At 44.8% G+C, this 25,602-nt stretch carries 28 protein-coding genes; 23 read left to right on the forward strand and 5 right to left on the reverse strand.

The features are described 5' to 3' along the window. The first annotated feature begins 38 nt into the window (after positions 1 to 38). On the forward strand, positions 39 to 1,193 hold the full coding sequence (tyrA, locus tag ACX5J7_RS11405; protein WP_015066669.1) for a bifunctional chorismate mutase/prephenate dehydrogenase: 1,155 nt from the start codon (positions 39 to 41) through the stop codon (positions 1,191 to 1,193). A gap of 60 nt (positions 1,194 to 1,253) precedes the next feature. On the opposite strand, the gene pheA is transcribed toward tyrA, so the two are convergent. The 3 genes from pheA to yciH form a co-directional block, all read right to left on the reverse strand. Beyond that, complete coding sequence (pheA, locus tag ACX5J7_RS11410; RefSeq protein ID WP_498707253.1) at positions 1,254 to 2,510, reverse strand: prephenate dehydratase; 1,257 nt, start codon at positions 2,508 to 2,510, stop codon at positions 1,254 to 1,256. A gap of 238 nt (positions 2,511 to 2,748) precedes the next feature. After that, positions 2,749 to 3,549 (reverse strand): response regulator, encoded by an 801-nt coding sequence (locus ACX5J7_RS11415; RefSeq protein WP_020743180.1) that lies wholly within the window; start codon positions 3,547 to 3,549, stop codon positions 2,749 to 2,751. Positions 3,550 to 3,608: 59 nt separating this feature from the next. After that, positions 3,609 to 3,941, reverse strand: a complete 333-nt coding sequence (gene yciH / locus ACX5J7_RS11420; RefSeq protein WP_015066672.1) for a stress response translation initiation inhibitor YciH — start codon at positions 3,939 to 3,941, stop codon at positions 3,609 to 3,611. 171 nt (positions 3,942 to 4,112) lie between these two features. Here yciH and ACX5J7_RS11425 point away from each other — a divergent pair, with 171 nt between their 5' ends. The 10 genes from ACX5J7_RS11425 to ACX5J7_RS11470 all read left to right on the forward strand — a co-directional run bounded on the left by ACX5J7_RS11425 (position 4,113) and on the right by ACX5J7_RS11470 (position 13,443). Beyond that, on the forward strand, positions 4,113 to 4,418 hold the full coding sequence (locus ACX5J7_RS11425) for an STAS domain-containing protein (protein ID WP_015066673.1): 306 nt from the start codon (positions 4,113 to 4,115) through the stop codon (positions 4,416 to 4,418). Positions 4,419 to 4,434: 16 nt separating this feature from the next. Then, positions 4,435 to 6,051 (forward strand): SpoIIE family protein phosphatase, encoded by a 1,617-nt coding sequence (locus tag ACX5J7_RS11430; RefSeq protein ID WP_498707254.1) that lies wholly within the window; start codon positions 4,435 to 4,437, stop codon positions 6,049 to 6,051. Positions 6,052 to 6,270: 219 nt separating this feature from the next. After that, the gene (locus tag ACX5J7_RS11435; RefSeq protein ID WP_015066675.1) at positions 6,271 to 6,714 is read left to right on the forward strand and encodes a tellurite resistance TerB family protein; all 444 of its coding nucleotides are present in this window, start codon (positions 6,271 to 6,273) and stop codon (positions 6,712 to 6,714) included. A gap of 174 nt (positions 6,715 to 6,888) precedes the next feature. Further along, a complete protein-coding gene (locus ACX5J7_RS11440) occupies positions 6,889 to 8,958 on the forward strand; it encodes a putative bifunctional diguanylate cyclase/phosphodiesterase (RefSeq protein ID WP_015066676.1) in 2,070 nt (689 codons plus the stop codon). Positions 8,959 to 9,260: 302 nt separating this feature from the next. Next, the gene (locus ACX5J7_RS11445) at positions 9,261 to 9,542 is read left to right on the forward strand and encodes an EF-hand domain-containing protein (RefSeq protein WP_023559576.1); all 282 of its coding nucleotides are present in this window, start codon (positions 9,261 to 9,263) and stop codon (positions 9,540 to 9,542) included. Between the two features lie 50 nt (positions 9,543 to 9,592). Continuing rightward, on the forward strand, positions 9,593 to 11,002 hold the full coding sequence (locus ACX5J7_RS11450) for a sensor histidine kinase (protein ID WP_020743184.1): 1,410 nt from the start codon (positions 9,593 to 9,595) through the stop codon (positions 11,000 to 11,002). A gap of 2 nt (positions 11,003 to 11,004) precedes the next feature. Beyond that, on the forward strand, positions 11,005 to 11,589 hold the full coding sequence (locus tag ACX5J7_RS11455) for a hypothetical protein (RefSeq protein WP_278385218.1): 585 nt from the start codon (positions 11,005 to 11,007) through the stop codon (positions 11,587 to 11,589). Continuing rightward, entirely contained in the window at positions 11,586 to 12,926 is a 1,341-nt protein-coding gene (locus ACX5J7_RS11460; RefSeq protein WP_462835179.1) for a sigma 54-interacting transcriptional regulator, read from the forward strand. Before ACX5J7_RS11455 ends, ACX5J7_RS11460 begins: the two co-directional genes overlap by 4 nt. A gap of 161 nt (positions 12,927 to 13,087) precedes the next feature. Then, the gene (locus ACX5J7_RS11465; protein WP_015066681.1) at positions 13,088 to 13,270 is read left to right on the forward strand and encodes a flagellin N-terminal helical domain-containing protein; all 183 of its coding nucleotides are present in this window, start codon (positions 13,088 to 13,090) and stop codon (positions 13,268 to 13,270) included. Further along, positions 13,255 to 13,443 carry a flagellin gene (locus ACX5J7_RS11470; protein WP_080652888.1) on the forward strand — a complete coding sequence of 63 codons (189 nt, stop codon included), beginning with the start codon at positions 13,255 to 13,257 and terminating at the stop codon, positions 13,441 to 13,443. Before ACX5J7_RS11465 ends, ACX5J7_RS11470 begins: the two co-directional genes overlap by 16 nt. A gap of 11 nt (positions 13,444 to 13,454) precedes the next feature. On the opposite strand, the gene ACX5J7_RS11475 is transcribed toward ACX5J7_RS11470, so the two are convergent. Then, positions 13,455 to 13,937 carry a GAF domain-containing protein gene (locus ACX5J7_RS11475; protein ID WP_041912761.1) on the reverse strand — a complete coding sequence of 161 codons (483 nt, stop codon included), beginning with the start codon at positions 13,935 to 13,937 and terminating at the stop codon, positions 13,455 to 13,457. Between the two features lie 78 nt (positions 13,938 to 14,015). After that, positions 14,016 to 14,897 (reverse strand): DUF72 domain-containing protein, encoded by an 882-nt coding sequence (locus ACX5J7_RS11480; RefSeq protein WP_498707255.1) that lies wholly within the window; start codon positions 14,895 to 14,897, stop codon positions 14,016 to 14,018. Between the two features lie 200 nt (positions 14,898 to 15,097). Here ACX5J7_RS11480 and aspS point away from each other — a divergent pair, with 200 nt between their 5' ends. The 12 genes from aspS to ybgF all read left to right on the forward strand — a co-directional run bounded on the left by aspS (position 15,098) and on the right by ybgF (position 25,259). After that, positions 15,098 to 16,858, forward strand: coding sequence for an aspartate--tRNA ligase (gene aspS / locus ACX5J7_RS11485; RefSeq protein WP_015066685.1), 1,761 nt, complete (start codon positions 15,098 to 15,100; stop codon positions 16,856 to 16,858). A gap of 3 nt (positions 16,859 to 16,861) precedes the next feature. Further along, positions 16,862 to 17,302, forward strand: a complete 441-nt coding sequence (gene nudB, locus ACX5J7_RS11490) for a dihydroneopterin triphosphate diphosphatase (protein WP_015066686.1) — start codon at positions 16,862 to 16,864, stop codon at positions 17,300 to 17,302. Further along, positions 17,302 to 17,820, forward strand: coding sequence for a crossover junction endodeoxyribonuclease RuvC (ruvC, locus tag ACX5J7_RS11495; RefSeq protein WP_014948862.1), 519 nt, complete (start codon positions 17,302 to 17,304; stop codon positions 17,818 to 17,820). The genes nudB and ruvC overlap by 1 nt, the downstream gene beginning before the upstream one ends. A 36-nt stretch (positions 17,821 to 17,856) precedes the next feature. Then, complete coding sequence (gene ruvA, locus ACX5J7_RS11500; RefSeq protein ID WP_015066687.1) at positions 17,857 to 18,477, forward strand: Holliday junction branch migration protein RuvA; 621 nt, start codon at positions 17,857 to 17,859, stop codon at positions 18,475 to 18,477. Positions 18,478 to 18,545: 68 nt separating this feature from the next. Beyond that, on the forward strand, positions 18,546 to 19,550 hold the full coding sequence (gene ruvB, locus ACX5J7_RS11505; RefSeq protein ID WP_020745632.1) for a Holliday junction branch migration DNA helicase RuvB: 1,005 nt from the start codon (positions 18,546 to 18,548) through the stop codon (positions 19,548 to 19,550). A 520-nt stretch (positions 19,551 to 20,070) separates the two neighbouring features. Then, a complete protein-coding gene (gene ybgC, locus ACX5J7_RS11510; RefSeq protein ID WP_014948865.1) occupies positions 20,071 to 20,469 on the forward strand; it encodes a tol-pal system-associated acyl-CoA thioesterase in 399 nt (132 codons plus the stop codon). Continuing rightward, positions 20,459 to 21,148 carry a protein TolQ gene (gene tolQ, locus ACX5J7_RS11515; RefSeq protein WP_014948866.1) on the forward strand — a complete coding sequence of 230 codons (690 nt, stop codon included), beginning with the start codon at positions 20,459 to 20,461 and terminating at the stop codon, positions 21,146 to 21,148. The genes ybgC and tolQ overlap by 11 nt, the downstream gene beginning before the upstream one ends. A 29-nt stretch (positions 21,149 to 21,177) precedes the next feature. Then, positions 21,178 to 21,597: a protein TolR gene (gene tolR, locus ACX5J7_RS11520; RefSeq protein ID WP_014948867.1), complete on the forward strand. Its 420-nt coding sequence runs from the start codon at positions 21,178 to 21,180 to the stop codon at positions 21,595 to 21,597. Positions 21,598 to 21,604: 7 nt separating this feature from the next. Continuing rightward, positions 21,605 to 22,498, forward strand: coding sequence for a cell envelope integrity protein TolA (tolA, locus tag ACX5J7_RS11525; protein WP_498707256.1), 894 nt, complete (start codon positions 21,605 to 21,607; stop codon positions 22,496 to 22,498). A 4-nt stretch (positions 22,499 to 22,502) separates the two neighbouring features. Further along, complete coding sequence (gene tolB, locus ACX5J7_RS11530; RefSeq protein ID WP_156078109.1) at positions 22,503 to 23,858, forward strand: Tol-Pal system beta propeller repeat protein TolB; 1,356 nt, start codon at positions 22,503 to 22,505, stop codon at positions 23,856 to 23,858. A 40-nt stretch (positions 23,859 to 23,898) separates the two neighbouring features. Next, positions 23,899 to 24,465 carry a peptidoglycan-associated lipoprotein Pal gene (gene pal, locus ACX5J7_RS11535; protein ID WP_014948870.1) on the forward strand — a complete coding sequence of 189 codons (567 nt, stop codon included), beginning with the start codon at positions 23,899 to 23,901 and terminating at the stop codon, positions 24,463 to 24,465. Next, entirely contained in the window at positions 24,465 to 25,259 is a 795-nt protein-coding gene (gene ybgF, locus ACX5J7_RS11540; RefSeq protein WP_014948871.1) for a tol-pal system protein YbgF, read from the forward strand. Before pal ends, ybgF begins: the two co-directional genes overlap by 1 nt. The last annotated feature ends 343 nt before the right edge of the window (positions 25,260 to 25,602 follow it).

The raw sequence follows: 25,602 nt of genomic DNA on the forward strand, positions 1-25,602 counted from the left end.
ATTAGCCTACGTGCCGTTTGATTCAAGGACAAGACACAATGGCCGAATTTTCGCAGCAGTTAAAAAAGCTTGATACGCTGCGTGAAGGTATCGACGAGCTGGACTCTCAGCTCGTCGAGTTACTCGCAAAACGCAATCAAATAACCACTCAAGTCGGGCAAATAAAAGCCGAAGCTGGTATGCCTGTATACGTACCTGAGCGTGAAAAGGCGCTTATCGCCTCACGCCGTGCGCAGGCCGAAGCATTGGGTGTATCGCCTGACTTAACCGAAGACCTGTTACGTCGCGTAATGCGAGAGTCTTACCATACTCAAAATAACAATTATCGCTGCGTTAAACCTGATGTGGATAACGTGGTTGTGATCGGCGGGGCAGGTGCCCTTGGCCGAGTATTTGTGAGTTTGTTTGAACGCAGTAATTACCAGGTTTCAATTGTTGAAAAAGAGGACTGGGAGAGCGGAAAAGCGACAGCGCGGCTAAGCGTTGCATCTTTAGTTGTTGTGGCCGTACCCATCAACTTGACCGAAGCCGTTATCGAAAAGCTCACCATGTTGCCGGACGATTGCGTACTAGCGGATATTACCAGTATCAAAGCAAAGCCGTTAGAGGCAATGCTTACGGTGCACAAAGGCCCAGTGGTGGGGTTACACCCTATGTTCGGCCCAGACGCCCCGGGTATGATCAAGCAGGTTGTTGTGGTGTGTGAGGGACGAAGCCGCGACAAATATGCTTGGTTAATCGAGCAAATGCGCATTTGGGGAGCGACCATACATGACTCTACTGCGCAAGAGCACGACCAGGCCATGGCCTATATACAGGTTATGCGCCACTTTAACACCTTTGTGTATGGACAACACTTAAAAGGTGAAGATCCTAACTTGGAATCGTTGACCATGTTTAGCTCACCAATCTATCGGCTAGAGCTTGCAATGGTGGGTCGGTTATTTGCTCAATCACCTCAGCTCTACGCAGATATTATCTTTAATAATCCCGACAACTTTGCCCTTCTTAGACGTTTTTATGAGCGATTTGGCCTTGCGTTGTCGTTGCTTGAAAGCGGAGATAAAAAAGGGTTTGTAGAGCAGTTTATGAAGGTGGGGGCATGGTTTGGTGACTACGCGAAAAAATGCCTGGTAGACAGCAAACAAATGTTGTTAAAAGCGGATGATGGCCAACTATTACGGGATAAATAAGTATTCGGTATCAGCGACATAGGTAAAACGAAAGGCGAGCTTAAAGCTCGCCTTTTTGTACTAGTCAGCTAATGCACTTGCCGCAGCTACTTTAGTCGGGCTAATTTCTTCACTTGGGTAGCATCCAAGTACTTTGATGTAGCGCGTTATGCCACGTAGTGAGTCTAGCGCATTTTGAACGGGGCCGTCCTCTACGTTGCCCTCAACATCAATATAAAACATTTCTTCCCATGGGTTACCCGGAATAGGGCGTGACTCTAGCTTAGTCATGTTAATACTGTTTTCTCTTAGCACTAGCAGTGCTTCAACCAGCGCCCCAGGTTTTTGAATGGTCGACATCACAAGGGTGGTCTTGGCCGGCACTTGAAGTGGCACCACAACAGGGTTGCGCGCAACGACAATAAAGCGACTGTGGTTTTCTTTTTGATTAGCTAAATTACTCTTAATTGCCATCAAGCCATATAAGTTACCGCCAGCTTCACTGCCTATTGCTGCCACATCGTCCCGTTTGAGCTCGCTCACGGTCAACATGGCAGATGACGTGCTGTCCATAGTTTTTACTTCTACATTGCCTAGCTCCGCAAGGAAATGGCTGCACTGAGTAAAAACTTGAGGGTGGGCGTACAGCGTTTTAATTTTATCTATGCTGGTATCACTTCCCACTAAAAGAGTATGACGGATGGGGTGAGTGAGCTCGCCAATAATACTTAATTGGGTGTGCTGAAGCTGGTCGTATACTTCGTTGATACTGCCAGAAGTCGTATTTTCAATTGGTAGTACCGCATAGTCAGCTTCTGTGCTTTCCACTTTATGAATGATTTCGGCGAAACTCTGACAGCCAATTTCTAACAGCTCGCCAGGGCGACGTGAGAAGTACTTCTGTGTTGCAAGGTAAGAGTACGAGCCTTTGTCACCCAAAAACGCCACACGGTTTAACGGAAGCGTGCTACCAGGATTTGCGCGTTCAGCAAGCATTGCCTGTTGGTTTAACACCGAGTCTTCAATAATGACATGGAAAATTTGAGTCACGTAATGGGGGTCTAGTCCAATATCTTGACCTTCTTTTATCAGTCGTACTAAGAGCTGCTCTTCGCGCTTTTGATCTCTCACAGGAATGTGATGTCTAATTTTTGTCTCAGCGACTTCATTAGTTAGCTTTCTGCGTTCTGAAAGTAAGGTAAGTAACTCACTGTCTAGTGCGGTAATTCGCTCTCTAACAGTATCTAGTGCATTGTCTGACATATCATTCCCGTGCGTATCTTGTAAGAAAATTCTGCTAAAAAAAAACCACCTCCCGGGTGGGAGGTTTTCATGCATGTAGCTGCGCCTCCCTAAAAAAGGATGTAAACGCAAAAAAGAAAATGGCTACGTGCTTTATATTCTGTTTCATACCTTTGAATGTATGTTGAACACCTGTTGGTGTCAACCCATTTTTACAATAAGTGTTATTGTTTTTGTTATGGTGCACTTGAAAAAGTGATAAAAATAAGCTCGCCGTAGATTTTATGAGATTAATCTTCTACGGCGAACGTTTAAGGGGTGTATGAGGAAGTCATTAATTCCCGAGTAGGGCAGATAGCATTTGTCTTACTTCATTTGGCTCAAATGGCTTGTCACATAGTGCATTAACACCGGTCTGCTGGATATTTGCCATATGCGCACTATCAGCTGCCTCTGAGGTCACCATAATAATAGGGATATGGGTGGTTTCGGGGTTAAAGCGTATAAACTCAGACAGCTCGCGGCCGTCCATTTCGGGCATGTTGTAATCGGTAACTACTAAGTCAAAAGGCTCGTCTTTAATGAGCGTAAGTGCAGCGGCACCATTTTCAGCTTCTCGAATACGCTGTAGCCCCATGCCTTCAAGAACTCGACGTATATGATTTCTTGCCAACTTACTGTCATCAACAAGCAATACGCGGACGTCGTGAACGTCGAATAAATCCAGCTCAAGTTCGTCGTGATTAATTAAATCTAAGCTTGCATTAAGCGCGCGAGACAGATGGAGAGGTTCGAAGGGTTTAGGTAGAATGGCCGCCACTCCTGCCTGTTTAAACTCTTCTAATTTGCTGAGTCTATTTTCACTGGACACAAGCATGAAAGGAATACTTTTAAACGCTTCATCTTCTTTTATGAATTTTAGCAGTTCTAAAGCGGTTCCATCCTCGTAGTACATGGCGCTCACGATAAGGTCGGCGCCGTGCGCTTTTACAGCAGAACGGGCCTCTGAAAGGGTACTGACAGGGTCAATTTCCTTAACGTTTTCTTTTAATAGCAACGTAGTAATGATTTTGCGTTGCGTATCAGATGGTTCAACCAAAATAATATGTAAATCAGAAATTGACAGCTTTTCCATTTCAGACTCTTTTTGTTATATGTTTATGAAAAAGGGAGCTTGTGCGCTGGTGCGTTTAGTTAACCACCAGCAAGCTTAACTTTGTAACCTTTGTCGGTAAGCAGTGCTCTAAGTTTTTCTCTGTCATCGGTTTGTACCTCGATAACACCGTCTTTAACTGCACCGCCGCACCCACATTTCTTTTTAAGTTCTGAGCCTAGTTTCTTTAGATCGTCAGAAGGTAGGTCTAAACCTTTAATTAGAGACACGCCTTTACCCTTTCGACCTTTGGTTTCTCTGTGAATGCGAACAATGCCATCCGAAGAAACCGAGCGCTCATCTGCTTTTTGCTCAGGCTTTATTTTGCCACTCTCTGTACTGTAGACCAAAAGAGCGTCTTGCCAATCTTGCATAAATACCTCAATACGTTTTGTCTTTCCATCTTAATGACCTTATCTAAAACATAATTATACGAAAGTTTTAGATTTCACTGATGGCGATGTAGAAAAGTTCAACTAAGATAAGAATAGCAAAGATAAAAGCATCTGATGAAGCATTTCTGCGCACAACGTTAGGGAACGCATATGGAAATAAGGTCGAGCTATCAAAATCAGGGACAAACCTTGATTATTGATGTGGGAACAAAATTTGATTTCAGTAAAGTAGAAGACTTCAGAAACGCCTACGATAAAATTGACGATGATGTTTCGCACATCGCCGTTGATCTATCGCAAACCGAATATATGGACAGTTCTGCATTGGGCATGCTGCTTAATATGCAAAAATCTTTAGCTAACAAGGAATTGTCATACAGCATCGAAAACGCCCGTCCTCAGGTTGCGAAAATTTTAAAAATATCTCGTTTCGATAAGAAATTTGACATTAAGTAACGGCGAAGTGACGGCTGTGAAAATCCTTATTGTTGATGACGAAGCCATCAATCGTACATTATTGACCAATATGCTTTACAGCGCTGGTTATAAACACTGTATTGAAGCGGTAAATGGTGAAGAGGCGATACAGCATTTTATCGAAGAGCAGCCTGATTTAGTTTTGCTTGATGTGGTTATGCCGGGTCTTTCAGGCTTTGACGTTGCCGTGCAAATCCGCCAACTTGCAAAAGGTCCTTACTTACCTATTCTTTTTATTACCGCTTTAGAAGATAACGAAAGTTTAGTTCGCTGTCTTGAAGTTGGCGGAAATGACTTTGCGACTAAACCCTTCGACCGTCACATTCTAACTGCCAAGATTAAAGCGCACTTAAAAATACGGGCGTTAAGTGAGCACGTAGAGCAGCAAAACCAGAGGCTTAGGTTGTTTAACCAGCGGGTTGCCCGAGAGCACGCTATCGTTGAGCACATTTTTAGCCATGCCATCGTAAATCGGCCAGAGGTGTTGTCGCATTTTGACTGCTTTTTAAAACCAGCTGAAACGTTCAATGGCGATTTGTTTCTATGTGAAGCTAGCCCAAGTGGAGGGGTGTACTTTGTAGTTGGAGATTTCACAGGCCACGGCCTTGCCTCGGCTATAGGCGCGTTACCGGTGACACAGGCTTTTCAGGAACTCAGTCACCAAGGGGTATCCATTGCTGAAATAATCTGTGAGTTAAATCGCATCCTCATTACGTTTCTTCCAAGTGACATGTTTATGGCAGCGGTAGTAGGCGAGATCAACGCTGAAGGCAATCGCGTGAACCTTTGGCAAGGCGGTATGCCAGCTGTCATTATTCCCGCAAAAACAGATATGTCCTTGAGAACCATAACATCAAGACACATGGCGTTAGGTATAGTTGACGAACACGAACTCAATACCGATTGCGACGCCATTCGTTTAGGGCCTAACGAACAACTCATAATCTGTAGTGATGGTTTGATTGAAATTGCCAATGATAAAGGTGAGATGCTGCTTGAAGAAGGGTTGATCGATATCATTAAAGATCAAATGCAGACCCATGAAAAAATTGAAGCCGACTCCCTTTTTCTTAGAGCGAAAGCACATTGTGGTGCAGCGTCATTCCACGACGATGTCACCTTAGTCGTATTTACTGCCAAACCTATCAATATTCCTGTTTCACAGAAATTCGATGACGGGCTACCGTCCGTTCACGACATTGCCCTAGATGCGAAGCATTTAAAGCAACCAGATATTTTACAGCGAGTGTTGCAATTGGCAGGTCAGTGTGAGGGCATACAAAGTATTCGTTCAATAATTTATACCGTATTGTCTGAGCTTTTTAATAATGCCCTTGAACACGGTATCTTAAAACTAGACTCTAAACTCAAAGCTGATAGCTCTGGTTTTCAACAATACTACGAAAATCGCGAAGCCTCTTTGCAGGTTCTAAATCAAGGGCGAATAAATATTCGGGTTGAATCTGTACCATCAGACGGCAAAGTCCTTATCTCAGTAGAGGATAGCGGTGATGGGTTTGAGGTGGGGCGGGGGGCGCAAGTTCTCTACTGCTTGCAATACTCAGGAAGAAAGTTACGGGCGTGGCTTGCCGCTGATACATGCATTGTGTGAACGAATATGGTTTGAAAAAGGAGGCAGTAAAGTCGTTTGTCTTATCGACACGCAAAGTTAGGTCATCGCCATGCAATCTATTGCACAGGCTAAAAGTGCCTAAACTATCCAACCTATTAAGCAATTAATCGAATTTCTCTTTTTCTTAGTAAACATATTAGAAATACTCGTATCTGCGTACACCAACGCGCACAACGGCCACCCAAACTCTGAGGATTTATGCTGAAATCATTCCTTAAACTTTTTGAAGACTCTCATAAACAGAACGAACCTGCCTATACTGTAGAATTAGCGACTGCAGCTTTGCTCAGTGAAATCGTTAATGCTGATAATCAAGTTACTGAGACTGAACGGGAAGAATACGAGAAGCAGCTAAGAAAACACGTTAACGTTGATGATGATGCGATGGCGCTGCTTCTTAAAAGAGGCCAAGAAACCGCAGATGATGCCATAGACCTTGTACATTTTACGCAAGTGCTGAACAAGCATTGCAATGCTGATGAAAGAGTGCGTGTTGTAAAAAGCTTATGGTCAATCGCTTATGCTGATGAATCCCTCGCCCCGCTTGAAGAAAGCACAATCAGGCAAATTGCTGATTTATTATACGTCCCTCACAGTCAGTACATTAAAACGAAGCTGGACGTTGTTGAAAACACTCAGTAACACTTGGGTTTTAACAAGCGCGCCATAGGTATTTAAAAATCCGTTTTATTTTCTTATCTCGTGCCGTACTATTGAGCGCATAATAATAACGAAATCGATACTGCGTAATGGTTCTTTTTACCTATTGCATATCGCCAGCTTGGCAAAGGCGAAGTAGTTCAGTAAGGCACAAACGTGTTTAAAACCTTAAAAATTTCTGTCGGGTTAGTCATATCCGTTTCTATGGCTATTTTGGCCACATCAATAGCTATTGTAAATAAGTTAGAACACAGTGAGTCAGTGATGACTGTTGTCGCGGATAATACGGCCGCGCTAAGTAACTCACTTGCGTTACAGCTTTCGATTTTAATGCAAAAAAATCCAGGTAATAATGCGTTACTTTCTTCTGTATTCCAACCGGTTAAAGAACACCCATATCTTCTTAGTGCAACCCTTTACGATAATGATTATAGGGTTATCTCGACAGTACAACCCAAGCAATCATTAAAATTTGACGATGAGGCAGTACCTACCTCTCCAGAGAATGTACCTTTTGGTATTGCACAGTATGAAGACGTGATCACCGCACATCAAATCATTGGCAGTAGCCTTTACCCAATGGGGCACCTGGTTATTTACGTTGATACCAATGAAGTTAAGGCTTCAAACTCAACTCGCCAACTTATTAAGCAAGTGCCATTTATTTTAGCATTCTGGCTATTGTGTACGGGAACATGTTTCTTTATTTTCTACCGTCTTCTCTCACCTTTAGCATCGTTGGGGAAATTTACCCAAGAGGTTTATGAATCAAAAGATTACGCGCTTAGAAACTCGATAGAGTCTTCTAACGAAGTCGGTCAGCTTGCCCGTAACATCAATAGCTTGCTGGATGCTATTGAAGTGGAGCTGCTGGTTAACTTTGAACAAAAGCAAACCTTGGTGGACCAGCAAGAGACCATGTCGAGGCTGGCTAATTTTGATAGCTTAACCGGATTGCCTAACCGACAGTTCGTACTTGATAACTTGCGTTTAGAGTTAGCAAGAGCGAAAAGAAATGACGAAGACTTATTGCTTCTATTTTTTGATTTAGATGGCTTTAAGGGTATCAATGACTCGTTAGGCCATGAAACTGGCGACCTTATTCTTATCGAAGTGGCAGATAGGGTGCAGTGTTTATTGCGTGATGGCGACCTGTTTGCTCGTTTAGGGGGCGATGAGTTTTTAGTGCTTCCTGATAGAGATGCTTCCACCGAACAAGCGCAACGTCTGGCTACCCGATTAATCACTGCTTTTGATGAGCCTTTTGAGCTTCGTGGGCTGTCATTGACCGTAGGTCTGAGCGTGGGTATAGCTACAGCGTCAGATGCAGGCTATGACCTAAGTGAGCTTATGAGCAATGCAGATTTGGCCATGTACCGGTCGAAGGCCAGGGGAAGAGGCAGTTACACGTTGTTTACGCCAGATATGGTCGAGTCTCATAAGCGTAAGCTTCATTTGGCAAACGGCATTGAACAAGGACTCTTAAACGATGAGTTTGTTGTTTACTACCAAGTTAAAGTGAGTAATGAAGGTGAGGTAGTTGGCGTTGAAGCATTAATCCGTTGGGAACACCCCGAGTTTGGGCTGGTTATGCCCAATGAGTTTATACCCATTGCAGAGCAAGGGGGCAAAATAACGGCCATAACCCGCTGGATCATCAAGCAAGTTTGTATTGATATGCCAGATTTAAAGCAATGGGCTTTAACACCATTCAGAGCGTCGATTAACTTATCGGGGCACGACCTGAGGAGTAATCAACTTTTTGACTATATCTACAATACTTTCAATTTATATGACATAAATCCAGAAAACGTTGAGTTTGAGGTTACCGAAAGCGCTTATCTTGAAAATTTTGCTTTATCCAATAAGTTTTTCAGACGAATAGCGAATATGGGGTGTGCTATCGCCCTAGATGACTTTGGTACAGGGTATTCGTCGTTAAGTTACCTCACTCAAATTAATATCGATACATTGAAAGTAGACCGGCAATTCGTTACGGAACTTCAAACTTCCGAGCGCAGCCGACTGGTTACCGGTGCAATTATCGATCTTGCAAAGCGCCTTTCTCTTTCTGTTTGTGCTGAAGGTATAGAAAACCATGAACAGTGGGATTACCTCAGAGAACACGGGTGTGACAATGTTCAAGGCTTCCTGTTTAGCAAGCCTATCCCTCTTTCTGCGCTCGTGCGTTCTCCCTGCCGTTACGATGCCTCCGCGATGGCCTAGCACCGCCTACTGTGAACCTTTAACAGCTATTGTTATGGTTTCACAGTAGTGTTTCTTTATTGCAACACAATTTCTTTGTTCCTTTCATTGTGAATATCTAATTTTACAAAAGTCATTGATTTATAACCTATTTTAACTGTTGGTCTGAAAATGGCATAATAAAATTCAATGCAATTATGATAGTGGTTAATTGAAGACTAGTGATAGTATCTAGCAGCCTTTTTCTATCTTCTTATTGTTAATGATTTGAAGCTAGTTAAGAGCGAAAGAGAAGGATTTTATAAGCATTTTGCGGAGGATTCATGATGAAACGTCTCGAAAAAGTTTTCATAGCACTTTGTGCTGTAGCTGCAGTACAAGCCATATCCGTAGCGGATGCGCACGCAAACCCCGCGCGCACGTTATTGCAGCAGTTAGACACAAACAAAGACGGTCTTATTTCTCTGAAAGAGTCAGTGCGCCATACTGGGCTGTTGCGTAATTTTGGGTTAATAGACGATAACGAAGATGGCAAGCTTTCTGAAGCCGAATTGGTGAAAAGTGAGTTAACGCCGGGTAATAAAAAGCTCACAGCAAGTGAGTAGATAAAACACGACAAACTAATGAGGGTAAGGTTCTGATAAACAAGGTTTCGTTGAGCGAGCGCTTAGTACAGCTGGGCTCGCTGAGGCAGTTAACGCTAGGTAGTTTTTTACTTGCCCTCATTCCCCTTATTGCCTTACTTTGGCAAAGTCAAAGCGACTTGGCTAAAGTGGGCAAAATGACAACACTAGAAACCCGTTTTGTGGTAGATGTTGTTAGCGATATGCAGCGCCTTGATAATGCCGTTGTTGACGTTGAAAGAAGCGTTCGCCAATTTGCCGTTTTGAGAAACGAACAAGTAGCATCTCTTTCCGACAATGCAATAGAGCAATTTGCCGTAGCCGCAGATAATCTTTGTCAGGCGTTGTCGATACCCACGACCTGCTCTCGACTTTCTGAGCAGCTATCCCAATTAGCTGAATACCGAACTATTGAAGATCAACTGCTGTTGAATGCCTATTTAGCGTCAGTTGGCGACAGCGTCGAACTACTACGTGACGATGTTGAAGCGACAATTAACGAACGGGTTAAGCTTCAACAAGATGACCTAAACGCAATGCAAGCGAAGCAAGCGTGGTCTACCGCCATGCTGGTCAGCGTATCGTTGCTTCTTATACTGTTAGGTAGTCAACTTATAGTTAACCCCGTTAATAATCTCAAAAAAATTATAAGGATAATGGCGCGAAGTGATGGCCAGTTACCGCCGTTGTCGCGTCAGGCACCCAGAGAGTTGATTGATGTCGAAAAAGACTTACATTGGCTTTATGACAGACTTCAGCAGCTTGAACACATAAGAACAGCACTGTTGCGGCACGCCGCCCACGAATTAAAAACCCCTTTAGCAAGTATAAAAGAAGGGTGCAGTTTACTTTCTGAAAATGTTGTAGGCGAATTGAACAAAGGGCAGAGAGAGGTTCTCTCGCTACTTACAGCAAGCACCCAACGCTTAAACACGCTTGTTGAAAAGCTACTCGACTATAACCTTCTGTTACAGCAAGCGCAGCCTAAAATGGTAGTAAGCGATGCCAACAAGCTAGTTTCGGCATGTTTAGAAGACTATGCATTGGCTATTCAAGATAGAGAGGTTGATGTGAATATTACCTCACCCGAGGTTAAAATAGACGAGGAATTATTTAGAAGAGTTCTTGATAACTTGGTGTCTAATGCTGTTGCACATGGTGCAGTGGGTAGACCTATAAACATACATCTTTATAACGAAAATGATAATCTTGTACTAGACGTGGCTAATCGCGGTAAACGCATTGCTCCAGAGTCAGTACACACCTTATTTGAACCTTTCATTCGAGGAACGGAACCGAGAAACGATAATGTTATTGGGACTGGGTTAGGTTTATCTATTGTTGCCGATTGCGCTCGACTAATGCATGGTGATGTACGCGTGGTAGATGTAGACTATGCCGATGTTTGCTTTAGAGTGACCATTCCGCAGCAGGAAAAGTAAAAATGAGAATAAGTGGTTTAATTGTCGCCTTACTGGTACTGACTGGATGTCAGAGTTTAACCAGAAATAACGACAACACCAACGAGGCCGAAAAGGCCTCGCCGGTAGCAAAAGTAGAGCGCGGTTTTTGTTTGTTTGATGAACCGCCACAAACCTTTGAACACAATTGCGATGCAACCTATTGGTTAAACAAATGGATAGACGCAGCGAACCAACCTTGGCTTAAGCGCAAGCATACGTTGAAGTCACTCAGTGATTCGGTATATGACACTTTGCACGCTTATATTCTGACGCTACCGAACGACACGCCGTATCAAGACAGGCTAAGGGCTCAACTAGCGGTGAATAACATTGCGGGTGGGTTTACGCCGGCTGCGCAAGAGTTAATTAATGTTGTTGCGGGGGCACAGAATAACCAAGTCATGCAGCTCGAATCAGCAATGGTAGTATTAGAGCAAGAAAATACATCTCGTGGCGAGCAGCTAGAAGCGCTAAACAAAGAAGCAATAAACTTGCGCAAAAAATTAGAAGAATTGTTGCAAATTGAAGCAACACTGATGGATAAAAACAGGAGTACACAACAGTGAGCGAAAAGGCGAGTAGTAACCCTAACTTATTGTTGGTTGATGATGATAAAAGCTTATTGCGCTTATTAACCATTCGCTTAGAAGGCGAAGGTTATGACGTCACGGCAGTCGAAGATGGCCAGTCTGCCCTACGCAAACTGCAAAATGACAGCTTTGATGTCGTGTTAAGCGACCTGCGCATGCCGGGTCTTGATGGGTTAAGCCTGTTTGAAGAAATAATGGGAATTAGGAAAGATATCCCCGTTATTCTAATGACAGCTCACGGCACCATTGCCGATGCAGTGGCGGCAACGCAGCGCGGCGTTTTTGGTTTCTTACCTAAGCCTGTGGATCACGACGAACTACGCACTTTACTTCAAAAAGCGTTAAGCCAGTCTCAAGCTGCGCAGCCGGGAGACTGGGCGAAAGATATCATTACTCGTTCTCCAGAAATGCTCAACGTATTAGACCAAGCTTTTCGTATAGCTAAACGGGAAGTGTCAGTGCTCATAAGCGGAGCTAGCGGCACGGGTAAAGAGCTGTTAGCCAATGCTATTCACAAGGCTAGCAATAGAAGCGATAAACCATTTGTTGCCATTAACTGTGGCGCATTGCCAGAAAACCTTCTTGAATCAGAGTTATTTGGTCACGCAAAAGGCGCGTTCACTGGAGCCGTTGCCGCTCATCCCGGGTTATTTAGGGAAGCCGACGGCGGCACTTTATTTTTAGACGAAATCGGCGATATGCCCATGACGCTTCAAGTGAAGTTGTTAAGAGCGCTCCAAGAACGTCAAATACGCCCAGTGGGCAGTAGTAAACATGTCGACATCGATGTGCGTATCATTTCAGCCACCCACAAAGACCTGCACAAGGAAATGGAAGAAAGCACGTTTAGAGAAGACTTGTATTACCGCTTAAACGTGGTGAATTTAAAACTTCCGTCTCTAAAATCTCGTAGCGAAGACATTCCGCTGTTGGCGCGTTCTTTATTACAGCAAAGTGCGCAGCGCCACGGTGTTAACGTTAGTCAGTTTTCTGATGACGCTATGCAGCAGCTGGTAACTTCATCTTGGCCGGGTAACGTACGTCAATTAGTCAATGTTGTAGAGCAGTGTGTAGCATTAACGCAAACGCCGGTGATCCCGCTTCATCTTGTTGAGCAGGCACTGTCTGCTACCAAGCAAAGCTGGCCAACACTAACCGAAGCGAGAGATGCCTTCGAGCAGCAGTACCTACATAAGTTATTAAAAATGACTGACGGTAACGTAACGCGGGCCGCTGAACTGGCTGGTAGAAACCGCACAGATATGCATAAGCTTATGAAAAAACATGAGTTAAATGCGGCCGATTTCAGGTAGTTAACTTTTAATTCTTTAAAAACTAACGGCGCGCCAGATAGCTTAAATACCGCCGTTAGTTTTTCTTAATTGTTCTTTAGTATGTTTTTTGACCTGCCACGCTGATCGCCAGCCGTAATCGACTATCTTTATATAAGGTGTTATGTATATGGTGATCAACTATGTTTTTGCATACCAACGTGGCAGCGCAGCAGGCCACTAATACCTTATTTGGCGTCAATAAAGGGCTTAGTCGTTCTTTCGAGCAACTTACTTCAGGGCTTCGCATCAATAACGCTAGTGATGATGCCGCTGGCTTACAAATTTCAACGCGCCTTAGTAATCAAATATTAGGTCTAAATTAGGCCGTTCTAATACAAGCGTAAACGTTGAACGAGCGAACGCGCAAGTTACACAGTCGGACTATGCCAACGTTACGTCCGAAGAAACGCGGTTTTCAATAATGCAACAAGCCAATATAAGCGTGTTATCTATGGCTAATCAAATACCACAAAACGTATTGTTTTTATTGCGTTGACTAACACTAAACTATTGCAAATGCTCTGAAAAGATAATGTTTTCAGTAATACGTGCGTACTGTTTTAATGTGTCTATGTTGTCACTAGAAAACGCTTTAGGCTCGTCATAAAGTAAACAAAGCGTACCTAATTCATAGCCATCCTTGTTACGCAATATAAATCCGGCATACGCTCTAATGTAGGGCTCACCCGTAACTAAGGGGTTATTCGCAAATATTTTGTCGGCCTTGGCATCAGGGACTATCAAATACTCTTCTTCAGCAATCGCGTAAGTACAAAAAGAGATATTACGTGGCGTTTCTGTTGCATCCATACACTGTCGAGATTTAAACCATTGGCGGTCTTCTGCCACAAGGCTAACTAGACAGGTTTTACATTTAAATTCTGTTTGTACTTGTTTCGTTAATGCATCGAGCTGTTCGCTGGGGGACGTGTCTAAAATATCTAACGATTCAAGCGCGGCAAGACGCGCCTTTTCATACTCATGGTTCATTGAAAGTCTATCGCGGTAATCTAAATATGAAAAGCTAGACCCACTAGTTTACAGTTTAATTAGAATAATACTATGCATTTAGAATAAAGGGTTTTGCTCAGGCTGGTGTTTTATCGAGAGGTTATTAAAAGCACGTGACGATGCTTGATAGTTATATAAATCAATAAATTGCTGGGCAAGCCAAGGGGCGTCTTTGTTATCGGGGCGATGGCAAAAGAAATACACGTCTTTCCCGTCATTTAGCCACTGATGGACTTTCTTTACCCACGGCGTTAAGCAGCGAAGGTTATCATCGTCTACATCGTTTCCAACGAACCGAACTACAGGCGTACTGCCGGTGGCAATCACATTAACTGGCATCCTAGGCTTCTTGTCTCTTACCTCTTCAAGCAGCGCATTATTACAGGGGCCAGTAAAAAGCGCCCGAGTATCCATAATTATGCGGTTAGCGTTATGGCGAATTAAAACCTGATTTAGCGCTTTTTCTTCATCACCCTTGGCAAAAAACGCTAAATGGCGTACCTCGACCGCTACATTCAGTTCAGTGGGCAGGGCTGCGAGAAACTGTTCCAATACGCCCAGTTTATCTGGGCCAAACGATGCGGGCAATTGCAGCATCATCACGCCTAATTTGTCTTTAAGAGGGGTTAGCAGTGAAAGCTGTTGGGCAACTTCTTCCTCACAGTGCTGCAGTTGATGCACATGCGTTATATTTTGGTGAAATTTAAAGGTAAAGCGAAAGTCATCGTTCACCGAGTTAGCCCAGCGTATCACCGCGTCTTGGTGAGGTAGAGAGTAAAACGTGGTATTTCCTTCCACCGTATTACATTCTTGGGCATAAATCGAAAGGGCGTTATCTGACTTCGGATAATTCGCGAACCACGTATTGGGCCAGTGGCTGTGTTGCCACATTGGCAAACCAATGTAGAGATTTCCGCGGGATATGGCTGAATTGTGCATATTTGTCATTGGGCTTTAGCAAGCATTTGTTTATACTATGCGGCCTTTAAATCATTACATTATGCATGTAGCTGACGGGCCAACTCACTGGCCAGAGAGTTTACGCGAAATTAGTCAAACTAATAAGCCCAAAACTCTGTTTAAAATTACGTCGAATTTACTACGTGCCGAGCAAGAGAAATTATCAGGGGTCAACGACCATGCGCACAGATTACTGTGGGAATATCGATTCATCATACATTGGACAAGAAGTTACCCTTTGCGGGTGGGTTAACAAGCGTCGCGACTTAGGCGGTGTAATTTTCATCGACTTACGTGACCGTGAAGGTATCGTACAAGTGGTGTTCGACCCAGACCTACCAGAGGTGCTATCTGTTGCTAATACCCTGCGCAGCGAGTTCTGCGTTAAACTTACTGGTAAGGTGCGTGCGCGTCCTGAAGGACAAATCAATAAAGATATGCGCACAGGTGAAATTGAGATCCTTGGCACTGGCCTTGAAGTGATCAATAAAGCTGACGTATTGCCGTTAGATTGGAACCAAGAAAACTCAGAAGAGCAGCGCCTTCGCTATCGTTACCTTGATCTTCGTCGCCCGGTAATGAGCCAGCGTTTGCAGTTTCGTGCAAAAGTAACCGGCGCAGTACGTCGTTTCCTAGAAGAAGAAGGGTTTCTTGATATCGAAACACCTATTCTTACTAAGGCTACACCAGAAGGTGCCCGTGATTACCTAGTACCGAGCCGTACCCACAAAGGTGAATTTTTCGCACTTCCGCAATCGCCCCAGCTATTTAAACAATTGCTTATGATGTCGGGTATGGACCGCTACTATCAAATCGTTAAGTGTTTCCGAGATGAGGACTTGCGTGCTGACCGTCAGCCAGAGTTCACCCAAATCGATATCGAGACCACGTTTTTAGACGCCGATGGCGTAATGTCTATTACAGAGCGTATGATCCGCGATTTATTCAACAAAATGCTAGATGTTGACCTTGGCGACTTCCCGCGCATGACCTATGCAGAAGCCATGAAGCGCTTTGGTAGCGATAAGCCAGACTTGCGTAACCCGTTAGAGCTAACGGACGTTGCAGACCTGCTTGCAAACGTTGACTTTAAAGTATTCAGTGGCCCAGCAAACGACCCGAAAGGTCGCGTTGCGGCTATCCGCGTACCTGGCGGCGCCTCACTATCGCGCAAGCAAATTGATGAGTACACCAAGTTTGTAGGTATTTACGGCGCGAAAGGCTTAGCGTGGATTAAAGTTAACGACGCTACAGCAGGGCTTGACGGTCTGCAGTCGCCAATTCTTAAATTCTTAACAGAAGATATTACCAATGCAATTATTGAACGCTCCGGTGCTCAAAGCGGCGATATTCTATTGTTTGGCGCAGATAACTACACGGTTGTTACTGAAGCGATGGGCGCACTTCGCCTTAAGCTGGGTGAAGATTTCGAGCTTCTTGAAGGCGAATGGAAGCCGCTTTGGGTTGTTGACTTCCCAATGTTCGAAGAGTTTGACGGACAGCTTCACGCTATTCACCACCCGTTTACCGCACCGCGCGGCCTAACGCCTGATGAGCTTAAAGCCAACCCAGCTGAAGCCCTATCTGACGCCTACGACATGGTATTAAACGGTGTTGAATTAGGCGGTGGTTCTGTACGTATTCACAACGAAGATATGCAGTCTACTGTATTCAATATCTTAGGCATTGACGATGAAGAAGCGAAGAACAAGTTTGGCTTCCTGCTTGACGCACTACGCTTTGGTGCGCCGCCACACGCTGGCCTTGCATTTGGTTTAGACCGTCTAGTCATGCTTATGACAGGCGCAACCTCTATTCGCGACGTAATGGCGTTCCCGAAAACGACCACAGCAGCTTGCCCATTAACGTCGGCACCTAGCCCTGCAAATCCTCAGCAGCTTGAAGAACTTGCTATCGCTACGGTGAAAAAGCAATCGTAATTTATGGCGTATAAGAAGCCTGAATCTGCACTGGTAGTGTTGTTTGATCAACACTACCAAGTGCTGCTTTTACAGCGACAAGACGACCCCACCTTTTGGCAGTCGGTAACCGGCGCGTTAGAAGAGGGTGAGCTACCCATCGAAACCGCTTATCGCGAGGTGTGTGAAGAAATTGGTATTGATGCCAAAGCACACGGGTTTGTCCTTAACGACCACAAAAAACAAAATCAATATGAAATTCGTAGCCGTTGGCTACATCGCTACCCGCCAGGTACTGTGCATAACACAGAACACGTATTTTCCCTCCAGATAAACAGTGAACTACCCTTAATTTTGACTGAGCATTTGCAATATGAATGGGTGTCGAAAGAAGAAGCGTTAGCGCGTTTATGGTCCCCCTCCAATAAAGAAGCGGTATCTTTGTTTGTACCGAGTGTGCCTTAATGGTTATACTGGGTATAGATCCAGGTTCTCGGATTACAGGCTACGGTTTAATTGCGCGTAAGCAAGGTAAACTCGTGTATGTGGCTAGCGGTTGTATTCGCGTTGGTACGGCAGATTTGCCTTCTCGCCTTGCAAATATTTTTACCGGTGTTGGCGATATTATTCGTCAATATAAACCCGACCAGTTTGCTATTGAGCAAGTATTTATGGCGAAAAACCCTGATTCAGCGCTAAAGCTTGGTCAGGCCAGAGGGGCCGCCATTGTGGCAGCCACGCAAGCGCAACTTCCTGTTGCTGAATACAGCGCAAGGCAAATAAAGCAGTCGGTAGTTGGAAAAGGTGGCGCAGATAAAACACAAGTTCAGCATATGGTAAAGCACCTGTTGAATTTAAGTGGCACCCCACAAGCCGATGCCGCAGATGCCTTGGCCGTTGCCTTGTGTCATGCACATACCGAACAGAGCCTGATAAACATGGCAGGGCAAGCCCGAAAAACCGTTCGCGGCCGCTTGCGTTAACGCTGCCTAAAGCTAACGCTTTTACAGAGATAATTCATGATAGGACGAATTCGCGGTACGTTGGCTGAAAAACAGCCACCAGAAATTCTTGTAGATGTGGCCGGTGTTGGCTACGAAATTCACATGCCTATGACGAGCTTTTATCAGCTTCCAGCAGTGGGTGAAGAAGTCGTGGTATACACGCACTTTGTGGTTCGCGAAGACGCCCAACTGCTGTTTGGCTTTGCCGACAAAATGGAGCGAGGTTTATTTCGCGAGCTAATTAAAGCAAACGGTGTTGGTCCAAAACTTGGTTTGGCTATTTTATCCGGCATGTCGGCAGGTCAGTTCTTGGCAAGCGTGCAAAACGAAGATGTATCTGCGCTGGTGAGTTTACCCGGCATAGGTAAGAAAACGGCCGAGCGTTTAGTGGTAGAACTTAAAGACCGATTAGCTAAGTTTGGCAAAGCGCAGAGTATTGCTGTCCCGCCTCCGAGTGGCGACTTGTTATCGCCAAACACTATTGTTGAAGTTAACGACGCGCGGGAGGAAGCGCAAAGCGCACTTATCGCGTTAGGTTATAAGCCCGCGCAGGCAAGTAAGTTAGTTGAAAGCGTTTATAGCGAGGGCATGGAAAGCGAAGCCCTTATTCGCGAAGCGCTAAAAGCGGCCATTTAATGGCGCACAGTGAAGGTGGCTATATCGAGAAAGGTCACCTTCGAATTACCGTTTAAAGTAGAACTATCATGATTGAAGCCGACAGACTGATTACGCCTGAAGCCAGTACCGAAGATGAAGTTATCGATCGCGCCATTCGCCCTAAGATGTTGGAAGACTACACGGGCCAGCCTCATGTTTGTGAGCAAATGGAAATATTTATTCAGGCTGCGCGCAATCGCGACGATGCCCTCGATCATTTGCTTATCTTTGGACCGCCGGGCCTAGGTAAAACCACGCTTGCTAACATTGTAGCTAATGAAATGGGCGTGAATATTAAAACCACTTCTGGCCCTGTGCTCGAAAAAGCGGGCGACCTTGCAGCGCTGCTTACCAACCTCGAACGTAACGATGTATTGTTTATTGATGAAATACACCGTTTAAGCCCGGTAGTAGAGGAAATACTCTATCCGGCTATGGAAGACTATCAGCTTGATATCATGATAGGCGAAGGACCGGCGGCCCGTTCTATTAAATTAGATTTGCCGCCTTTTACTTTGGTGGGGGCAACCACGCGCGCAGGCTCGTTAACGTCGCCATTGCGCGACCGTTTCGGTATTGTGCAACGCTTAGAGTTTTACAATGTTAAAGACCTCACCAGCATTGTTGCAAGAAGTGCAAGTTATCTAAACTTAGAAATGAACGAGGAGGGGGCGCAAGAAGTTGCTCGTCGTTCACGGGGTACCCCACGTATTGCCAACCGTTTACTGCGCCGTGTTCGCGACTATGCCGAAATAAAATCTGACGGTACCGTGGGCGCTGAAACTGCAGCTAAAGCCTTAGACATGCTTGATGTAGACAAAGAAGGATTTGATTACATGGACCGCAAATTGCTTAGTGCTATTATCGAGAAATTCGATGGGGGTCCAGTAGGCTTAGATAATTTAGCGGCAGCCATTGGTGAAGAAAAAGAAACGATTGAAGACGTGATAGAACCTTTCCTTATTCAGCAAGGGTTTCTTCAGCGCACACCGCGCGGTCGCATAGTGTCTCAGCGCGCCTATCTTCATTTTGGTTTCACACCGTCTGAATAGCTTCTAATCCCAGATTAAACGTGAAGACGTTCATCTTTTAAGCCTAGCTGGATTGCTGGGCTTTTTTTGGTATGGCCTTGCTCAGGTTGCGTTGTTTTTGAATGTTTACTGATGTGAATATCGAGAGTTAAGCGCAAGCGAAGTTCTCTTTAACGAATGCTGAGCAAAAAAAAGCCCGCTCAAGTGAGCGGGCTAAAACAACAAGTGTTGAAGGAAATAAATCCAGGGAACTCATGTCTAACAGGAGAATAACTCTTGCATGACCGTGCTAAGCACCATCACGCTCTGTACGACTGATGCTGTGCATTATAGGGAGAGCAGAAAAAACTACAATTGAGTAAAATTGTTGTTTTGAATTAGAAAAACTAATGTGTTAACTGGGTGTTTAATATTGGTTTACTTTTGATTAAATGTTAGCTTTGGTGGGGCTTGTGGAGTGTTTTTGTTCTGCATTTTGTCGCGCTAATTAGTTATTTTAACTCCGCTTTGGATTATTAAATTTTTAGGTGAAGGAATAGTTATGCATTTACACCAGGTAAGAGTGTATTACGAAGATACCGACGCAGGCGGTATCGTCTATTATGCGAATTACCTAAAGTTTATGGAGCGAGCCCGTACAGAGTGGCTTCGCGAGCTAGGTTTTGAACAAGACACGCTGATGGAACAATCCATCGCTTTCGTCGTCAAACACGTTGAAATGCATAACTATGCGCCTGCACGGTTCAATCAACTGTTGAGTATTGAAACACGCGTTGTAGAATTGAAAGGCGCTAGTATGACGTTTCAACAAATTATTAAAAATGAACAAGGCGTTACATTGGTATCGGGAGATATCAAGGTTGCCTGCGTCGATTTGGCCGTTATGAAGCCAAAAAGATTACCACGTACTTTGTTAGGGGAAATTTCGCGTGTCATCTGATCTCACTTTTATTGGCTTGTTTTTACAAGCGAGTTTTATTGTTCAACTAGTTATGCTTTTGTTGCTAAGCGTGTCGATAGCGTCGTGGACGTTTATCTTCCAACGCAGCAAAGCGTTGTCGGCGGCACGCAACGAAATGCGTCAGTTTGAAGATAAGTTCTGGTCAGGCGCTGACCTTAACCGTCTTTATCAAGAGCTTTCTGCCAGAACTAACCTCACAGGCATGGGCAGCATCTTTTGCTCAGGCTTTAAAGAGTTTGTTCGCCTGCGCAAGTCTAACACCGCTACCAACGGCATAGTTGATGGTACATACCGTGCCATGCGCGTTTCTATGTCTCGTCAAGTCGAAGAATTAGAAAGTCGTCTACCCTTTTTAGCCACGGCGGGCTCAATTAGTCCTTACATCGGTCTATTTGGAACTGTGTGGGGGATCATGAATGCCTTCATCGCACTAGGTGAAGTGCAGCAAGCTACCCTTGCAATGGTAGCGCCGGGTATTGCAGAAGCACTTATTGCAACTGCTATCGGCCTGTTTGCCGCTATTCCTGCGGTTATTGCCTACAACCGTTTCAGCCATCAGGTTGAGAAGCTAGAAAATAGCTACGGCAACTTCATGGAAGAGTTCTCTGCAATCCTTCATCGCCAAGCCGTTGCTGCGCAAGCACAACAACAAGCCTAAGCGTTTACATTCCAAACGGAGGACTTGTTATGTATGTAAGAAAACGCCGCAGGCCGGTATCAGAGATAAACGTAGTGCCCTACATCGACGTGATGTTGGTGTTGCTTATTATCTTTATGGTAACGGCGCCGCTTATTTCTCAAGGGGTAAAGGTAGATTTGCCTAAAGCAAGTGCCAACCCGATAGAGCAAGAAGATACACCACCTATTATTGCGTCAGTGGATGTTAAAGGTCGCTACTTCCTTAATGTAGGCGAAGACCAGGAATCGCCAATTAGCGAAGAAGAGCTTGGCGCTATTGTAAAAGCACAATTGACCAAAGAGCCCAATACGCCCGTAGTGGTAAAAGGCGATGGACAAGTAGCGTATAACGAAGTGATACAGCTAATGGTGTTATTACAGCAGGCGGGTGTGCCTTCAGTAGGGTTAATGACGGATCCGGTTGAGTAATATAGATATGTCTAAACCTGAAGTGTCGAAAAGCACGTCAACCGCTAGCCACTCAAACAACGCGAGTAACGGTGTAAGTGGTGATAAAAAGAACGGCAAAAGTGCCAAGCAAGCCAACAGTATAAGCCCAGAACAAGTAGGCTTGTACAAGTCCATTGGTTTGCATCTTTTTATTGCTGCGCTGTTGCTAATTAGCGTCAGTTTCTCTCCTGACCCGTTGCCAAGTATGCCGTCGAATGCGCCTGTGATAGAAGCGACGTTTATTGATGCGCAAGCGATTGCGGATCAAAAAAGGGAGCAGGCACAAGCTGAAGCTCAAGCAAGAGCCGAAGAGCAAGAAAGGCAAAGAAAAGCAGAAGCCGCGGCAGAGAAAAAACGCCAGCAGCAGCTAGCAGCCAAGCGTGCGAAAGAGAAGCGTGAAGCAGAAGCGGCTGAAGCGAAACGTCAGAAAGACTTGGAGCGCTTAGCGGCGCAGAAGGAACAAGAGCGTAAGGAGCGCGAAGCAAAAGCGAAAGCTGAGGCTGAGCGAAAGAAAAAAGAAGCAGCTGAACGCGCTGAAATGGAAAGGATCATGCAAGAGCAGCTTGCAAAAGAACAAGCTGCTCAGCAAGAACGTAGGCGAAAACAGGTACTTACTGAAGTAGAGCGCTATACCGCGCTTATTCAGCAAACCATTAAGCGCAATTTGTATTCAGACGACAGCTATCAAGGCAAAACCTGTCGATTGAATATTCGGTTAGCAACGTCAGGGTTTGTTACGAGTATTCGTGTACTCGGCGGCAATGATGCGCTGTGTAGAGCGGCTGAAAGCGCGGTTCGCAGGGCCGAAAAGTTACCGGTATCTGATGCGCCAGACGTTTACGAGCAGTTAAAAGACATTACTTTAAAAGTGGAATTATAGTGGTATGAAAAAACTAGGTTTATGGATAGCGCTTATTACGGTGGCATTCAGTGCCAAAGTGTTTGCATCCTTAGAAATTGTGATAACCGAGGGCGTAGATAGTGCACGTCCAATCGGGGTTGTGCCATTTAAATGGAAAGGTCAGGGCAGCATGCCTGGCGATATTTCTAAAGTGGTGATGGCCGACTTAATGCGTAGTGGTAAGTTTAATCCGGTATCTGTCGACAAAATGCCACAGTACCCGGAGACAGCGGAACAAGTGTCTTTCACTGCATGGGCAACCTTAGGTGTGGACACGGTTTTAGTAGGAAGTATTGAGCCACAAGGAGGCGACCGTTACCTTGTATCCTATGAGTTGATTGATGTACTTAAAGGGCAAGTTGACAATGGGCAAGCTAAAGTACTCAAAGACGGCAATTTGGTATCGAGTAATGATCACGTACTAGCTGCCCGTCAGGCAGTGATCAACGGTCGAGATTTTCGCCAGTATGCGCATCGAATTAGCGACATTGTGTATGAAAAATTGACCGGTGTTCGCGGTGCGTTTTTAACGAAAATTGCTTACGTCATTGTTCGCGACCGTGACACGGTAGAAAAACCTTACCAATTAGTCATTGCAGACTACGATGGTGAGAACGAAACGCGCTTGTTGTCTTCGCCAGAGCCGCTTATGTCGCCAGTGTGGTCGCCTGATGGCGAGAAGCTTGCCTACGTTAGTTTTGAAAATCGTAGACCGCAAATATTCATTCAGAATATCTACACCAGCGAGCGTACGCGCATTACTGATTTCCCTGGAATAAATAGTAGCCCGGTGTTTTCACCAGATGGCAAGCAACTTGCAATGGTTTTATCGAAAGATGGAAACCCTGAACTCTATGTGATGGACTTAGCGACAAAAAATCTTCGCCGAGTAACACGAAATAGAGCGATTGATACGGAGCCCGCGTGGCTACCAGACGGCAGTGGGTTAATATTTAGCTCGGAACGGGGTGGTAAACCCCAGATATATAGCGTAAATTTAAATTCTGGGAAAGTAAGGCGAGTTACCTTTGTAGGTGAACAGAACCTTGGCGGTACGATTTCCCCAGACGGCAAGCAAATGATTATGGTAAACCAAACTAATGGGAACTATCACATTGCGAAGCAGTCTTTGGATGGTGGATCACCTCAAGTACTGACACGGACGTACTTAGATGAATCACCAAGCGTAGCGCCGAATGGAAGCATGATTATATACAGCACCCTTCACGAGGGAACCCAAGTGTTGTCACTGGTTTCTTTAGATGGGCGTTTTAAAGCTAGGTTACCAGCAGCCAATGGGCAAGTTAAATCGCCAAGTTGGTCACCATTTTTGTTCTAACAATTTAACGACTAAACAATAAAATTTAAGGATTAGTAGGATGCAAATGAATAAAGTGATGAAGAGCTTCATTATCGCATTGCCAGTAGTGACAATGATGGCATGTTCTTCAGGCCCTAGCGAAGAAGAATTGGCAGCAGAGCGTAACCGCCTTGCACAAGAACAAGCGGCTGCAGAAGCGGAAGCACGTGAAGCAGAAGCACAGCGCGTTAAAGCAGAAGCTGCACAGCGTATGAAGCGTCAAGAAGAAATGGTTCAGCAAGAAATGGAAGCGCTGAAGAACGAACAAACCGTTTACTTTGACTTTGACCGCTCAAGCATCAAGCCAGAGTTCCAGCGTATTCTAGACAAGCACGCGGCGTTCTTGGTGAAAAACCCAAGCACTAAAGTGACTATTGAAGGTCACACTGACAGCCGTGGTACGCCAGAGTACAACATTGCGCTAGGCGAACGTCGTGCACAGTCTGTTGAGACTTACCTACTTAATGCTGGCGTAAGCAGCAGCCAAGTAACAGTAGTTTCATACGGCGAAGAAAAACCAGCAGTGATGGGTTCTACTGAGTATGCATTTGCTCAAAACCGTCGCGGAGTGGTTGTTTACCGCTAATGACTATTCTTACGAATAAGACATTAAAAATGGGCGTCACTTTATGTGCCGCCCTTGCTGTTTCTACCGCATTTGCGCAAGCGCCTGTGGTAGACGCCAATGGCGGCAGTGAATTAGAGCAGCGTATTGTTGTGCTAGAGCGTATTGTTAAGAGCCGAACCGAAATGCAACACAGGCTTCAAACGCAACTAGACAATATGCAAATGGAAGTCGACCAGCTGCGTGGTGCGGTTGAAGTTAATACCAATGAACTTCAAAAAGTACTTGAGCGTCAGCGTGAGCTTTACCTTGAAATAGATAAACGCGTGGAAGCACTTAAGCAAAGCGGCGCGCTACAAGGTAGTGCCATGCCTAGTGCAGGTGTTGATTCGGGCTCTGTGAGCTCTCCAACAGCATCTACGCCAACGCAAGCTCCGCAAGCAGGTGAAGATGAAGCCTACGAAAATGCGGTGAATTTGATCCTTAAGTCTCGTGAGTACGATAAAGCCATTCCTGCGTTTCAATCGTTCATTTCACGCTTTCCCAACAGTGGTTACGCACCAAACGCGCACTATTGGTTAGGGCAGTTGCTGTTTAATAAGCAGCAGTGGAGCGAAGCAAGTGAGCAATTTAATATTGTAGCTAATCGCTTTACCGATTCTTCCAAGCGTCCTGATGCCTTATTAAAACTAGGTGTCATTGCTGAGCGAACGGGAGACAGTTCAACAGCACGTCAGCTGTTTCAACAAGTTGTAAATGATTACCCTGATTCTTCGGCAAAACGCCTCGCTGAATCTCGGTTAAATAACTTGTAATGAACAAAGCCTCTTTTAAAGAGGCTTTTTTATGAGTTAGAGAAAAGTTTTTTTCAAAAAATTCCATTTAGAGTGCATAAAACTTCTGCACCAAATTTCACTGTATTTCGTAGAAACCTGACTAAACTCAATTAGTACTGGTATAAATACTCAGCGATTTGTTTTCATTTTGACCGTTTAGTCGTAATTTGACAGAAAAATGAAAATAAAAGGACGTTATGGGTTGCGTCGAATAAAAATCTGAGTATTATATGCCGCCGTTGCCAAGACACAGGCAACAACAGGAAAGAAAGGGTCGTTAGCTCAGTTGGTAGAGCAGTTGACTTTTAATCAATTGCTGATG

It is taken from the genome of Alteromonas infernus, assembly GCF_902705815.1.

Coding starts and splice junctions, on each gene's coding strand:
- ACX5J7_RS11465 (WP_015066681.1), top strand. CDS start 13,088: ATGTTTTTGCATACCAACGTGGCAGCGCAGCAGGCCACTAATACCTTA.
- pal (WP_014948870.1), top strand. CDS start 23,899: ATGCAAATGAATAAAGTGATGAAGAGCTTCATTATCGCATTGCCAGTA.
- pheA (WP_498707253.1), bottom strand. CDS start 2,510: ATGCATGAAAACCTCCCACCCGGGAGGTGGTTTTTTTTTAGCAGAATT.
- yciH (WP_015066672.1), bottom strand. CDS start 3,941: ATGCAAGATTGGCAAGACGCTCTTTTGGTCTACAGTACAGAGAGTGGC.
- tyrA (WP_015066669.1), top strand. CDS start 39: ATGGCCGAATTTTCGCAGCAGTTAAAAAAGCTTGATACGCTGCGTGAA.
- ruvB (WP_020745632.1), top strand. CDS start 18,546: ATGATTGAAGCCGACAGACTGATTACGCCTGAAGCCAGTACCGAAGAT.
- tolA (WP_498707256.1), top strand. CDS start 21,605: ATGTCTAAACCTGAAGTGTCGAAAAGCACGTCAACCGCTAGCCACTCA.
- ruvA (WP_015066687.1), top strand. CDS start 17,857: ATGATAGGACGAATTCGCGGTACGTTGGCTGAAAAACAGCCACCAGAA.
- ACX5J7_RS11435 (WP_015066675.1), top strand. CDS start 6,271: ATGCTGAAATCATTCCTTAAACTTTTTGAAGACTCTCATAAACAGAAC.
- ACX5J7_RS11475 (WP_041912761.1), bottom strand. CDS start 13,937: ATGAACCATGAGTATGAAAAGGCGCGTCTTGCCGCGCTTGAATCGTTA.
- ACX5J7_RS11425 (WP_015066673.1), top strand. CDS start 4,113: ATGGAAATAAGGTCGAGCTATCAAAATCAGGGACAAACCTTGATTATT.
- tolB (WP_156078109.1), top strand. CDS start 22,503: ATGAAAAAACTAGGTTTATGGATAGCGCTTATTACGGTGGCATTCAGT.
- nudB (WP_015066686.1), top strand. CDS start 16,862: ATGGCGTATAAGAAGCCTGAATCTGCACTGGTAGTGTTGTTTGATCAA.
- ACX5J7_RS11415 (WP_020743180.1), bottom strand. CDS start 3,549: ATGGAAAAGCTGTCAATTTCTGATTTACATATTATTTTGGTTGAACCA.
- tolR (WP_014948867.1), top strand. CDS start 21,178: ATGTATGTAAGAAAACGCCGCAGGCCGGTATCAGAGATAAACGTAGTG.
- ACX5J7_RS11455 (WP_278385218.1), top strand. CDS start 11,005: ATGAGAATAAGTGGTTTAATTGTCGCCTTACTGGTACTGACTGGATGT.
- aspS (WP_015066685.1), top strand. CDS start 15,098: ATGCGCACAGATTACTGTGGGAATATCGATTCATCATACATTGGACAA.
- ACX5J7_RS11445 (WP_023559576.1), top strand. CDS start 9,261: ATGATGAAACGTCTCGAAAAAGTTTTCATAGCACTTTGTGCTGTAGCT.
- ybgF (WP_014948871.1), top strand. CDS start 24,465: ATGACTATTCTTACGAATAAGACATTAAAAATGGGCGTCACTTTATGT.
- ACX5J7_RS11480 (WP_498707255.1), bottom strand. CDS start 14,897: ATGCACAATTCAGCCATATCCCGCGGAAATCTCTACATTGGTTTGCCA.
- ybgC (WP_014948865.1), top strand. CDS start 20,071: ATGCATTTACACCAGGTAAGAGTGTATTACGAAGATACCGACGCAGGC.
- ruvC (WP_014948862.1), top strand. CDS start 17,302: ATGGTTATACTGGGTATAGATCCAGGTTCTCGGATTACAGGCTACGGT.